The sequence below is a fragment of the Bradyrhizobium sp. BR 10289 genome (assembly GCF_019455385.1).
In the GTDB taxonomy this organism is placed as follows: Bacteria; Pseudomonadota; Alphaproteobacteria; order Rhizobiales; family Xanthobacteraceae; genus Bradyrhizobium.
Genome location: NZ_JACOFR010000022.1, coordinates 106,670 through 118,726, shown reverse-complemented (window position 1 = coordinate 118,726; position 12,057 = coordinate 106,670). Strand labels below are relative to the sequence as shown.

12 protein-coding genes are annotated in these 12,057 nt (G+C 63.7%); 11 read left to right on the top strand and 1 reads right to left on the bottom strand.

Annotated features, from left to right (window positions below; all coding sequences use genetic code 11):
- The first annotated feature begins 109 nt into the window (after window positions 1-109).
- Window positions 110-688, top strand: coding sequence for a single stranded DNA-binding domain-containing protein (locus tag HYH08_RS29065; RefSeq protein ID WP_220013280.1), 579 nt, complete (start codon window positions 110-112; stop codon window positions 686-688).
- A gap of 223 nt (window positions 689-911) precedes the next feature.
- Here the strand turns inward: HYH08_RS29065 and HYH08_RS29060 are convergent, their stop codons facing one another.
- Window positions 912-2,048 (bottom strand): alpha-hydroxy acid oxidase, encoded by a 1,137-nt coding sequence (locus HYH08_RS29060; RefSeq protein ID WP_220013253.1) that lies wholly within the window; start codon window positions 2,046-2,048, stop codon window positions 912-914.
- Window positions 2,049-2,167: 119 nt separating this feature from the next.
- Between HYH08_RS29060 and HYH08_RS29055 the strand changes: the two genes are divergently transcribed.
- The 10 genes from HYH08_RS29055 (at window position 2,168) to serA (ending at window position 12,042) form a co-directional block, all read left to right on the top strand.
- Window positions 2,168-2,335: a hypothetical protein gene (locus HYH08_RS29055; protein ID WP_220013252.1), complete on the top strand. Its 168-nt coding sequence runs from the start codon at window positions 2,168-2,170 to the stop codon at window positions 2,333-2,335.
- A 220-nt stretch (window positions 2,336-2,555) separates the two neighbouring features.
- The gene (gene glmM, locus HYH08_RS29050; RefSeq protein ID WP_220013251.1) at window positions 2,556-3,899 is read left to right on the top strand and encodes a phosphoglucosamine mutase; all 1,344 of its coding nucleotides are present in this window, start codon (window positions 2,556-2,558) and stop codon (window positions 3,897-3,899) included.
- Between the two features lie 274 nt (window positions 3,900-4,173).
- The gene (locus tag HYH08_RS29045) at window positions 4,174-5,418 is read left to right on the top strand and encodes an MFS transporter (protein ID WP_220013250.1); all 1,245 of its coding nucleotides are present in this window, start codon (window positions 4,174-4,176) and stop codon (window positions 5,416-5,418) included.
- Window positions 5,419-5,655: 237 nt separating this feature from the next.
- Window positions 5,656-6,489 carry an outer membrane protein gene (locus tag HYH08_RS29040; protein ID WP_220013249.1) on the top strand — a complete coding sequence of 278 codons (834 nt, stop codon included), beginning with the start codon at window positions 5,656-5,658 and terminating at the stop codon, window positions 6,487-6,489.
- A 181-nt stretch (window positions 6,490-6,670) separates the two neighbouring features.
- Window positions 6,671-7,558 (top strand): outer membrane protein, encoded by an 888-nt coding sequence (locus HYH08_RS29035; RefSeq protein ID WP_220013248.1) that lies wholly within the window; start codon window positions 6,671-6,673, stop codon window positions 7,556-7,558.
- A gap of 75 nt (window positions 7,559-7,633) precedes the next feature.
- The gene (locus HYH08_RS29030; RefSeq protein ID WP_220013247.1) at window positions 7,634-8,224 is read left to right on the top strand and encodes a glutathione S-transferase family protein; all 591 of its coding nucleotides are present in this window, start codon (window positions 7,634-7,636) and stop codon (window positions 8,222-8,224) included.
- Between the two features lie 19 nt (window positions 8,225-8,243).
- On the top strand, window positions 8,244-8,708 hold the full coding sequence (locus tag HYH08_RS29025; protein ID WP_220013246.1) for a GNAT family N-acetyltransferase: 465 nt from the start codon (window positions 8,244-8,246) through the stop codon (window positions 8,706-8,708).
- Window positions 8,709-8,882: 174 nt separating this feature from the next.
- Complete coding sequence (locus HYH08_RS29020) at window positions 8,883-9,074, top strand: hypothetical protein (protein ID WP_228748133.1); 192 nt, start codon at window positions 8,883-8,885, stop codon at window positions 9,072-9,074.
- A 79-nt stretch (window positions 9,075-9,153) separates the two neighbouring features.
- On the top strand, window positions 9,154-10,326 hold the full coding sequence (locus HYH08_RS29015; protein WP_220013244.1) for a phosphoserine transaminase: 1,173 nt from the start codon (window positions 9,154-9,156) through the stop codon (window positions 10,324-10,326).
- Window positions 10,327-10,452: 126 nt separating this feature from the next.
- Window positions 10,453-12,042, top strand: coding sequence for a phosphoglycerate dehydrogenase (serA, locus tag HYH08_RS29010; protein ID WP_220013243.1), 1,590 nt, complete (start codon window positions 10,453-10,455; stop codon window positions 12,040-12,042).
- Window positions 12,043-12,057 lie beyond the last annotated feature (15 nt).

Sequence of the window (12,057 nt, the reverse complement as noted above, 5' to 3'; positions counted from 1 at the left end):
ATAGTACGTAACCTCCGGAGTTCCTTGTCCGTAAGGACAAAAGGGACAATCGGAGATCATCATGTCTGTTCAACGTGCGACTTTCACCCGTCCGCTCATCGCCGTCGCGATGGTGGCCGCCTCGACCCTCTATGCTCTCGCGCAGCAGACGCCAACTGTCCGCATCCGCGGCACCATCGAGAGCGTCGACGGCAACACGCTCGCGATCAAGACCCGCGAGGGCACCGATGTGAAGGTGAACATGACCGACAATGTCGCGGTCTTCGCCGTGGTGAAGACCTCGTTGTCGGAGATCAAGGACGGCTCCTATATCGGTGTCACCGGCGTGCCCGAGCCCGACGGCACCCAGAAGGCCATCGCCGTGCACATCTTCCCGGAGAACCAGCGCGGCGCCGCCGAAGGTTTTCGCCCCTGGGATGCCCGCGCCAACTCGACCATGACCAACGCCACCGTGGCGCAGACGGTGAAGGGCACCGACGGCCAGAACATCACGGTGAAATACAAGGACGGCGAGAAGAAGGTCGTGGTGCCGCCGGACACCCCGATCGTCACCTTCATCGCCAGCGACAAATCGGAAGTTAAGCCCGGCGCCAAGCTGATCATCTTCGGCGCGGCGAAGAAGGAAGACGGGACGCTGGAAGCGAACCGCGTGAATGTCGGCCGCGACGGCATCACGCCGCCGATGTGAGGGCTGCGTCGCCTTCGCGAAGGTGAGGGACGCATTGCTCCCTCGCCCCGTTCTTACGGGGAGAGGGTGGGGTGAGGGGCTCTGTCCGCGAATTCGGTTTTACTTGTGGGACATCACGGGAGTCGGATGGACTTCCGTCGTGGCAGCAATGTGCCATGCCCCTCACCCGGATTGCTTCGCAACCCGACCTCTCCCCGCGAAAGGGCGGGGAGAGGTTAAGAGCTCACTCCGCAATGATGTGATCGTCGATCTCGTCGATCCGGTTCACACCGCACAGGCCCATCGTGGTCAGCAGCTCCTTCTGGATGATCTCGATCGCCTTGGCGACGCCGGCCTGGCCGCCGGCGCCGAGGCCGTAGGCATAGGCGCGGCCGATCATGCAGGACTTTGCGCCGAGCGCGAGTGCGCGCATCACGTCCTGGCCGGAGCGGATGCCGCCGTCGAACATGATCTCCATCTTGTCGCCGACGGCGTCGACGATCTCCGGCAGCACCTCGATCGAGGACGGCGCACCGTCGAGCTGGCGGCCGCCATGGTTGGAGACCACGATCGCCTGCGCGCCGGTCTTCGCGGCGAGCTCGGCGTCCTCGACGTCGAGAATGCCCTTCAGGATCAGCTTGCCCGGCCAGATGCTACGGATCCAGTCGATGTCACCCCAGTTCAGCGAGGTGTCGAACTGCGAGTTGATCCAGGTCGAAAGCGAGGTGATGTCGTCGCTGACCTTCAAATGACCGGCGAGATTGCCGAAGGTGCGGCGCTTGCCCTGCAGCACGCCCGACACCCAGGCCGGCTTGGTGGCGAAATCGATCAGCTTCGACAGCGACCATTCCGGCGGCACCGTCATGCCGTTCTTGATGTCCTGGTGGCGCTGGCCGATCACCTGCAAATCGACGGTCAGCACCAGCGCGGAGCATTTCGCCGCGATCGCGCGCTCGATCAGCGCCTTGATGAAGCCGCGGTCCTTCATCACGTAGAGCTGGAACCAGAACGGCTTCTCGACATTGGCGGCGATGTCCTCGATCGAGCAGATCGACATCGTCGATTGTGTGAACGGGATGCCGGCGGCCTGCGCGGCGCGGCAGGCGTGGATCTCGCCGTCGCCATGCTGCATGCCCAAGAGGCCGACCGGCGCCAGCATCAGCGGCATGGTCGAGGGCTCGCCCAGAATCGTGGTCGAGGTGTCGCGCCTGGAGACGTCGACCAGGATGCGCTGGCGGAACTTGATGTTCTGCATGTCGTCGCGATTGGCGCGCAGCGTTTCCTCGGCATAGGAGCCGCGGTCGCAATAGTCGAAGAACGCCTTCGGCACGCGGCGCTGATGCAGCGTGCGCAGATCGTCGATACAGGTGATGTGCTTCATGAACGTTTCCCCGGCCCGTCTTGTATCAAGTGTCTCGTATCAAGTGTCTTGCATCGGAAGATCCAGGGGTCATCTAGCATGGTTGGATGCACAGCCAAATCGTTTGAGAAGAGGGCGCCATGAGCAAACCGCAGGGACAGCCGACACCGGAAGAGATCAAGGAGAAGCAGGACCTCGAGGACGCCCTCGAAGAGGGCCTGGAGGAGACCTTCCCGGGCTCAGATCCCGTCAACGTCACCCAGCCCCCGCCGAGCCGCGGGGATGGCCATGTCAAGCGGTCCGGCTAGGCGGAAGGTTCCGCTCAGCTCCGGCCTCCGACCGGAAATATAGTGTTAACAATAGGTTACCGGCGCGGCCGCGGCGCCGGTTCCGTAATGATTCATCATATTTTTTGAAGCCAAGTTAGCCGCACAAGGCTTATAAGACCTCAGCAAATCAGGGATGCGGGGCCGGTTCGGGCACCCGCAGGTTGTCGTGGGGATTCCTGGTTGTTGCCTGGGGGACGATATGAGCCGCAAATATTTCGGGACGGACGGGATTCGGGGCCGCGCCAACGGACTGATCACGCCGGAGCTCGCGCTCAAGGTCGGCCAGGCCGCGGGCCTTGCGTTTCAGCGCGGCGACCACCGCCACCGGGTCGTGATCGGCAAGGATACCCGGTTATCGGGCTACATGATCGAATACGCGATGGTCGCGGGCTTCACCTCGGTCGGCATGGACGTGCTGCTGGTCGGCCCGATGCCGACGCCGGCGGTCGCGATGCTGACCAAGTCGATGCGCGCCGATCTCGGCGTCATGATCTCGGCTTCGCACAATCTGTTCGAGGACAACGGCATCAAGCTGTTCGGCCCGCAGGGTTTCAAGCTCTCCGACGACGTCGAGAAGCAGATCGAGCAACTGCTCGACGAGCCGATCGAGAAGCGTCTGGCGCAAAGCGCGAGCCTCGGCCGCGCCCGCCGTATCGACGGTGTGCATGACCGCTACATCGAATTCGCCAAGCGCACGCTGCCGCGCGACCTCTCGCTCGACGGGCTGCGGGTCGTGATCGACTGCGCCAACGGCGCCGCCTACAAGGTGGTGCCGGAGGCGCTGTGGGAGTTGGGCGCCGACGTCGTGCCGATCGGCGTCGAGCCCGACGGTTTCAACATCAACAAGGATTGCGGCTCCACGTCGCCGGAAGCGCTGTCGAAGAAGGTGCGCGAGATGCGCGCCGACATCGGCATCGCGCTGGACGGCGATGCCGACCGCGTCATCCTGGTCGACGAGCGCGGCCATGTCGTCGACGGCGACCAGCTGCTCGCGGTGATCGCGCAGAGCTGGAAGGAAGACGGACGCCTGTCGCGCCCCGGCATCGTCGCCACCGTGATGTCCAATCTCGGACTCGAGCGCTTCCTGAAAGGGCAGGGGCTCGATCTCGTGCGCACGCCGGTCGGCGACCGCTATGTGCTCGAGCAGATGCTGAACGGCGGCTACAATCTCGGCGGCGAGCAGTCGGGCCACATCATCCTGTCCGACTATGCCACGACCGGCGATGGCTTCGTCGCCGCGTTGCAGGTGCTGGCCGTGGTGCAGAAGCTGCGCCGGCCGGTGTCGGAAGTCTGCCACCGCTTCGATCCGCTGCCGCAGATCCTCAAGAACGTCCGCCATAAGGGCGGCAAGCCGCTCGACCATTCCGACGTCAAATCCGCGATCTCCGACGGCGAGAAGCGCCTCAACGGCCACGGCCGTTTGCTGATCCGCTCCTCCGGCACCGAGCCCGTGATCCGCGTCATGGGCGAAGGCGAGGACCGCATCCTGGTCGAGGATGTCGTGGACACCATCGTCTCCGCGCTCGGCCAGGCCGCGGCGTAGCGGCACAACACTTTCCGCGGACGCGGTCCTCCACCTCTCCCCAGCGGGGAGAGGTCGGATTGCGCAGCAATCCGGGTGAGGGGCCGCGGCGCACAGTGAGACTGCAACCCCTCACCCGGATCGCATCTTGCGATGCGATCCGACCTCTCCCTTCGGGAGAGGTGAAGACCGGAGCCCCATCACGCATCCCAGCCATTTGCGATTGGCGGTGGTTCGACCGCCGCTAGCATCGTACGTCTGACGTCGCGGCCATTCGCCGCGCCGGGATGCTCCAGTGAACAAGCCTGTCGTCGTCTCTGAGGAAACGCTGACCGAGCCCGTCGTCGTCAGCGACGTCGCTGCCAAGCCGAGCGCAGGCCCGGCTTACATCGTGCTTGCCGGCATCTCGTTCTCGCACTTTCTCAACGACACCATGCAGTCGCTGATCGCCTCGGTGTATCCGATCCTGAAGGACACCTACGCGCTCGACTTCGCGCAGATCGGCATGATCACGCTGGCGTTCCAGTTCACGGCCTCGCTGCTGCAGCCGGTGGTCGGACACTACACCGACAAGAAGCCGCAGCCTTACTCGCTGTCGATCGGCATGGCCTCGACCTTCTTCGGCCTCTTGCTGCTCAGCGTCGCCCAGCAATATCTGGTCATCCTCATCGCTGCCGCCTTCGTCGGTCTCGGCTCGGCGGTGTTTCATCCCGAGTCCGCGCGCATCGCGCGGCTCGCCTCGGGCGGCCGCTACGGCTTTGCGCAATCGGTGTTCCAGCTCGGCGGTAGCTTTGGCACCTCGATGGGTCCGGTGCTGGCCGCGCTGATCGTGGTGCCGTTCGGGCAGGGCAGCATCGCCTGGTTCTCCTCGATCGCGTTCCTGGCGATTCTGATCCTCTGGCGCATCGGCCGCTGGTACGCGCCGCAGATCGCGACGAAGAAGGCGCCGCCGGTCCATACTCAGCCGGGTGGGCCGAGCTCGCGCCGCGTTGCCGTTGCACTTCTCGTGCTGGTGGCGCTGCTGTTCTCAAAGCAGCTCTACGTCTCGAGCCTGTCGAGCTATTACATCTTCTATCTGATCGACCGCTTCGGCGTGTCGACGCAGACGGCGCAGATCTATCTCTTCGTCTTCCTCGCCGCGAACGCGGTCGGCGCGTTCTTCGGCGGGCCGCTCGGAGATCGGTTCGGCCGCAAGATCGTGATCTGGATATCGATCCTCGGCGCACTGCCGTTCACGCTGGCACTGCCCTATGCCGGCCTTTATGCGAGCGCGGTGCTGTCAGTCGTCATCGGCCTCATCATCTCCTCGACGACGTCCTCGATCATCGTGTTCGCGCAGGAGCTGGTGCCGCACCGCTTCGGCATGATCTCCGGCGTGTTCTTCGGCGTCGCCTTTGGCATCGGGGGATTGGGGGCCGCCGTGCTCGGCAAGCTCGCCGACCACACCTCGATCGCGTTCGTCTATCAGGTCTGCGCTTACCTGCCGGCGATCGGCTTGCTTGCGGTGTTCCTGCCGAGGCTTCCGCAGCACAGACGTTAACGAACCTGCTCTCGCTGCATTGCGGCTTCATACATCGTTAGCAATTGCGGCGCGCCCGGCGCTCCAACTGCCGCATTTTTGCAACGCTCGCGTCGCATCCGCGTGTGCCGTCAGAAAAAATCAACCTTAAAAATTAGGGTTAAGTGGCGCTTAAACATTTGGTGCGATCGTCCGGCCGTGAGTTTCCAGAACGTGAGGCGCTCGTATTTAGCCTCACCGGCCATAAGGACGAAGCCAATGCGTAGCGTTAAGTCTCTCCTTGCCGCGGGTGCGGCAACCCTGATCTCGTCGATGGCGTTCGCTGCCGATATGCCGATCGCGGCGCCCCCTCCCATGTACGCGCCGCCGGCGCCGCCCGCCGATTTCGGCGGCTGGTATCTCCGCGGCGACATTGGCATGACCAACCAGAGCGCCAAGCGCATCGACAGCGCGACCGCGCAGACGTTCCCGACGACGACGCAGGGCCTGGGCTTCGACTCCTCGCCCCTGTTCGACCTCGGTGTCGGCTATCGCTTCAACAACTGGTTCCGCGCCGACGTGATCGGCCAGTATCGCGGCAAGGCCAATCTGCACGGCGCCGACAACGTCATCGCGCCCGGCTTCGTCGGGACCGATAGTTACTCCGGCAGCAAGTCGGAGTGGGTCGTCATGGCGAACGCCTATGTCGATCTCGGTACCTGGTGGTGCATCACCCCGTTCATCGGTGCCGGTGTCGGCGGCTCCTACAACAAGCTCAGCGGCTTCCGCGACGACGGCATTCAGATCGCGAACTTCGTGCCCTCCAGCAGTGCCACCTACTTCGCCGACAACGGCAAGTGGAATCTCGCCTGGGCGGCCCATGCCGGTCTCGCCTACAAGGTCAACCCCGGCTTCACGGTGGAACTGGCCTACAGCTACATGGATCTCGGTGACGCCGCGCCGGGCAACTACCGCGCCTACGACAACAGCCGTTCGGGCGTGTCGACGATCAAGATCAAGGACATCACCTCGCATGACGTCAAGCTCGGCGTGCGCTGGGATCTCAACAGCCCGCCGGCTTACGTGCCGCCGCCGCTCGTCACCAAGGGCTGATCGCAAGTCCGCTCGGCTAACACGCCGGTTAAACTTTCTTAACGGCGCGGGATCATCCCGCGCCGTTTTGCTTTGCGTATTTTTCATGGACCGTCAGCGACGAAATCGCCGGACGCAACCATTGGTTAAGGTTAACGAGCCATGATCACGCTCGAAAGTTCGAGTTCGATGGAGCGTTGCGATGCGTGGGCTTTTGTTGGCGGCGGCGATGTTGGGGACGGTTTCGGCCGCGCAGGCGGCCGACATGCCGGACCTGCCCATCCTGCGCGGCAGCGTCACGGACGGCTTGTCGAAGACCACCCACAACTGGGATGGCTTCTATGTCGGCGGCAATTTCGGCTACACGACCGACTCGACCGACTTCACCCGGAGCGTGGCCGGCCTGACCAACTACATCTTCCGCGACAGCGTGCTGCAAGGGCCGACGTCGACCTGGTCGCTGCTCAACACGAACACGGCGCAAGGGACCAATTTCGGCGGCTTCGTCGGCCGCAACTGGCAATGGTATGATGCCGTCGTCGGTCTCGAAGGCACCTACACTTACTTCAACAATATCAAAGCGTCGTCATCCGGCTACAACTCGCTCGATATCGTCAATCCGCCCGGTGACGTTCATCCCACCGGCGTGACCGATCATTACCTCACGACGCTGACCGGCAGCGCTGCAGCGCAAGTGAAGGACATGATCACGCTCCGCGGGCGTGTGGGATGGGACGGCGGCGATTTCATGCCTTACATGTTCGCCGGCGCTGCTGTGGGCCGAATGGACGTTTCCCGCACCGTGACCAGCGACGTGTGGCTGCGTCAGGACGCGACGGTATCGGACGGAAACGGAAACGCCATCACCATCCCGGGAACGCCCCAGCACATCGACGCGCAGTCGCAGACGCAAGGCCAGCACAAGGGCAATGCTTTCGTGGCCGGCTGGACCGCCGGCATCGGACTGGAATATTGCATTTGGAACGGGCTGTTCGCGCGCGTCGAATACGAATATGTGAGATTTTCGCCCGTCATGAACACGCAGGTGACGCTCAACAACGCGCGCCTCGGCCTCGGCTACAAGTTCTGACAGCGCTTCGTCTCGCCGCGGTTGACAGGACTGCATCGTCCTGATGCTCTGTCGCTCCTTGATGGGGCGGCAGCGATGAAGATCTACGGCGACAGCAATTCCGGAAATTGTCTCAAGGTGAAGTGGGTCTGCGACAAGCTCGCGCTGCCCTATCACTGGATCGAGATCGACACGCGCAAGGGCGAAACGCGCACGCCGCAATTTCTGGCGATGAACGGCGCCGGCCAGGTGCCGACCGTCGCCTTCGACGATGGCCGCACGCTGGCGCAGTCCAATGCCATCATCCGCTATCTCGCCCGCGACAGCGCGCTGATCCCGCGCGATCCGTTCACGGCGGCCAAGATGGACGAATGGCTGTTCTGGGAGCAGTACAGCCACGAGCCCTATATTGCGGTGTGCCGCTTCCAGCTGGTCTATCTCGGCAAGCACGCCTCCGAGCTCGACCCTGACAAGGTCAAGCGCGGCTATGCAGCACTCGACCGCATGGAGCAGCATCTCGCCCCAAGCCGCTTCTTCGCCGGAGACACTGTCTCGCTCGCCGACGTCTCGCTGCTCGCCTATACGCGCGTGGCGCATGAAGGCGGTTTCGATCTCGGCCGCTACACAGCCATCCGCCGCTGGATCGGGGAGCTAGAGGCGCATCTCGGTCTTCCCGCTGCGCGCTAGGTTTCGGAGCTTCCCCAATATGAACGACAGGTCCGTGTCCATTCGTCCCGCGCGCCGCGAGGACGTCCCTGCGATCGTGGCGATGCTCGCCGACGATCATCTCGGACGCGCCCGCGAGCGCGTGGAGGATCCGCTGCCGGCGTTCTATGACGCGGCGTTCGAGCGCGTCGAGCGCGATCCCAACCTCACGCTCGTCGTTGCCGAGAGCGAGGGCAGGGTGGTCGGCTGCCTGCAGCTCGCGGTGCTCTCGGGTATCAGCTCGCAAGGGGGCATCCGCGGCCTGCTTGAAGACGTCCGCGTAGCCGCGGATTGCCGCAGCCGCGGCATCGGTGAGCAATTGGTGCAATGGGCGGTGGGCGAAGCGAAGGCGCGCGGTTGCACTCTGGTCGAATTACTGACGCACACGAGCAGAGTTGATGCACAGCGCTTCTACAAGCGGCTCGGATTCACAGCCAGTCATGTCGGCATGACTGTCCGCTTTTGACGCAGCTCTTTGCGAGCGTTGCATGATCAGCGAAATCGGATCGCGCATGCGTTCATCTTAAGAGCTGATAAACTAACCGTCCGTCGTTCACGTGGAACCAGGAACGAATGGTGCTACGCAGCGTCAAGGACACCGAGCTCGGTCGGTTCGGGGATTGCGATGACAAGTTATTCCATGATCAAGGTCGGCAACGACTACGTTGTGCAGGCCAATGACAAATGCATTTTGAAGGTCGGTAGCCGCCGCAAGGCCGCGCAATTGATCAGCGATGCCACGGACTTGCTGAACGCGCTCGCCGTGATCGAAGCTCCTGATATCGCCCCGGAGGCGCCATCACTCGCCCGTGAGGTGCCGGAACTTCCTTGACGACTCTTCCTGTTTCCCGTATCAGCCGCGGCGGGACACCTCCCCCCAACGGGAGGCTTACTATCTGGAAGGGTAGATCATGACCGTAGCGAAGCCCGCTTCGCGGCCGAACGTGCCGCATTTCTCCTCCGGCCCCTGCGCCAAGCGCCCCGGCTGGAACGCCCAAAATCTCAAGGACGCAGCGCTCGGCCGTTCGCATCGCGCGAAGGTCGGCAAGGCCAAGCTCAAGCTCGCGATCGATCTGACGCGCGAAGTGCTTGAAGTGCCCGCCGATTATCGCATCGGCATCGTGCCGGCCTCCGATACCGGCGCGGTCGAGATGGCGCTGTGGTCGCTGCTCGGCGCACGGCCCGTCACCACGCTCGCCTGGGAATCCTTCGGCGAAGGCTGGGTCAGCGACATCGTCAAGGAATTGAAGCTCAAGGACGTCACCAAGCTGAACGCTGCTTACGGTGAGATCCCCGACCTTTCCAAGGTCGATCCCAAGAGCGACGTCATCTTCACCTGGAACGGCACCACCTCGGGCGTGCGCGTGCCGAACGCCGACTGGATCAGCTCTGCCCGCGAAGGTCTGACGATCTGCGACGCGACGTCTGCCGCCTTCGCACAGCCGCTCGATTTCGCAAAGCTCGATGTCGTCACCTTCTCCTGGCAGAAGGCGCTCGGCGGCGAGGCCGCGCACGGCATGCTGATCCTGTCGCCGCGTGCGGTGGAACGGCTCGAGACCTACAAGCCGGCCTGGCCGCTGCCGAAGATCTTCCGCATGACCAAGGGCGGCAAGATCAACGAAGGCATCTTCGTCGGCGAGACCATCAACACGCCGTCGATGCTCTGCGTCGAGGACTATCTCGATGCGCTGAACTGGGCCAAGTCGATCGGCGGCCTCAAGGCGCTGATCGCGCGCGCCGACGCCAACACTAAGGTGCTGGCCGACTGGAAGGCGAAGACGCCGTGGATCGACTTCCTGGCCAAGGACGCCTCGATCCGCTCCAACACCTCGGTGTGCCTGAAGTTCACCGATCCCGCGATCACCTCACTCTCGGACGACGCGCAAGCCGAGTTCTCCAAGAAGCTGGTCGCGCTGGTCGAGAAGGAAGGCGCCGGCTACGACTTCGCATATTACCGCGATGCGCCGGCCGGCCTGCGCATCTGGTGCGGCGCCACCGTCGAAGCCAGGGACGTCGAGATCCTGACCCAGTGGATCGACTGGGCTTTTGCTGAGACCAAGGCCACGCTCGCCAAGGCGGCCTGAGCAATTCCTGATCACAGTCGTCATGGCCGGGCTTGACCCGGCCATCCATCAATCAAGAGAGATGGACCCGCGGGGCAAGCCCGCGGGTGACGTTCCGTAAATGCAGCTCGCACCACGGATCATCCCATGACCAAACCCAAAGTTCTCATCTCCGACGCGCTCTCGCCCGCCGCCGTGCAGATCTTCAAAGACCGCGGCGTCGAGGTCGACTTCCAGCCCAACCTCGGCAAGGACAAGGACAAGCTCGCCGAGATCATCGGCAATTACGACGGCCTTGCGATCCGTTCTGCGACGAAAGCGACCGCAAAAATCCTGGAGAAAGCGACCAACCTCAAGGTGATCGGCCGCGCCGGCATCGGCGTCGACAATGTCGAGCTTCCCGCAGCCACCGCCAAGGGCATCATCGTGATGAACACGCCGTTCGGCAATTCGATCACGACCGCCGAGCACGCGATCACGCTGATGCTGGCGCTGGCCCGCGAGATCCCGCAGGCCGACGCCTCGACCCAGGCCGGCAAGTGGGAGAAGAACCGCTTCATGGGCGTCGAGATCACCGGCAAGGTGCTCGGCGTCGTCGGCTGCGGCAATATCGGCTCGATCGTCGCCGACCGCGCGCTCGGCCTGCGCATGAAGGTGGTCGCGTTCGATCCGTTCCTGTCGCCGGAGCGCGCCAAGGACATCGGCGTCGAGAAGGTCGAGCTCGACGACCTCTTGAAGCGCGCCGACTTCATCACGCTGCACACGCCGCTGACCGAGAAGACGAAGAACATCATCGACGCATCCGCGATCGCTAAGATGAAGAAGGGCGTGCGCCTGATCAACTGCGCCCGCGGCGGCCTCGTCGACGAGCAGGCCGTGGTCGACGCGCTCAATTCCAAGCACATCGCGGGCGCCGCCTTCGACGTCTTCGTCGAGGAGCCCGCGACCTCGAACGTGCTGTTCGGCCATCCCAACGTGATCTGCACGCCGCATCTCGGCGCCTCCACCACGGAAGCGCAGGAGAACGTCGCGCTCCAGGTCGCCGAGCAGATGTCGGACTATCTGCTGACAGGCGCGATCTCGAATGCGGTCAACTTCCCCTCGATCACCGCGGAAGAAGCGCCGAAGCTGAAGCCCTTCATCGCGCTCGCCGAGAAGCTCGGCTCGTTCGCGGGCCAGCTCACCGAGAGCGGCATCCTCAAGGTCGAGATCACCTATGAGGGCCACGTCGCGGAGATGAAGATCAAGGCGATCACGTCAGCCGTGCTGTCGGGCCTGCTCCGGCCGATGCTGGGCGAGGTCAACGTGGTGTCCGCGCCCGTCGTCGCCAAGGAGCGCGGCATGGTGGTGGATGAGATCGTCCGCGCCGCCCAGAGCGACTATGAGAGCCTGATCACCGTTACCGTCACCACCGAGCGGCAGGAACGGTCGGTCTCGGGCACCGTCTATGCCGACGGCAAGCCGCGCCTCGTCGACATCAAGGGCATCCGCGTCGATGCCGAGTTCGGCAAGTCGATGATCTACGTCACCAACGAGGACAAGCCGGGCTTCATCGGCAAGTTCGCAAGCCTCCTGGGCGATGCCAAGATCAACATCGCGACCTTCCATCTCGGCCGCGTCGCGCCCGGCAGCGACGCCATCGCGCTGGTCGAGGTCGACGGTCCTGTGCCGGCCGACCTGCTCGCCAAGGTCCAGGCTCTGCCGCAGGTCAAGCAGGCCAAGGCGCTGACGTTCTGAGGCCTATCGGCGGAA

What these genes read in the sequence shown, in the direction of transcription:
- HYH08_RS29015 (WP_220013244.1), top strand. Translation starts at nt 9,154, where the DNA reads ATGACCGTAGCGAAGCCCGCTTCGCGGCCGAACGTGCCGCATTTCTCC.
- HYH08_RS29065 (WP_220013280.1), top strand. Translation starts at nt 110, where the DNA reads ATGGTGGCCGCCTCGACCCTCTATGCTCTCGCGCAGCAGACGCCAACT.
- HYH08_RS29060 (WP_220013253.1), bottom strand. Translation starts at nt 2,048, where the DNA reads ATGAAGCACATCACCTGTATCGACGATCTGCGCACGCTGCATCAGCGC.
- HYH08_RS29055 (WP_220013252.1), top strand. Translation starts at nt 2,168, where the DNA reads ATGAGCAAACCGCAGGGACAGCCGACACCGGAAGAGATCAAGGAGAAG.
- HYH08_RS29020 (WP_228748133.1), top strand. Translation starts at nt 8,883, where the DNA reads ATGATCAAGGTCGGCAACGACTACGTTGTGCAGGCCAATGACAAATGC.
- HYH08_RS29030 (WP_220013247.1), top strand. Translation starts at nt 7,634, where the DNA reads ATGAAGATCTACGGCGACAGCAATTCCGGAAATTGTCTCAAGGTGAAG.
- glmM (WP_220013251.1), top strand. Translation starts at nt 2,556, where the DNA reads ATGAGCCGCAAATATTTCGGGACGGACGGGATTCGGGGCCGCGCCAAC.
- HYH08_RS29035 (WP_220013248.1), top strand. Translation starts at nt 6,671, where the DNA reads ATGCGTGGGCTTTTGTTGGCGGCGGCGATGTTGGGGACGGTTTCGGCC.
- HYH08_RS29040 (WP_220013249.1), top strand. Translation starts at nt 5,656, where the DNA reads ATGCGTAGCGTTAAGTCTCTCCTTGCCGCGGGTGCGGCAACCCTGATC.
- serA (WP_220013243.1), top strand. Translation starts at nt 10,453, where the DNA reads ATGACCAAACCCAAAGTTCTCATCTCCGACGCGCTCTCGCCCGCCGCC.
- HYH08_RS29025 (WP_220013246.1), top strand. Translation starts at nt 8,244, where the DNA reads ATGAACGACAGGTCCGTGTCCATTCGTCCCGCGCGCCGCGAGGACGTC.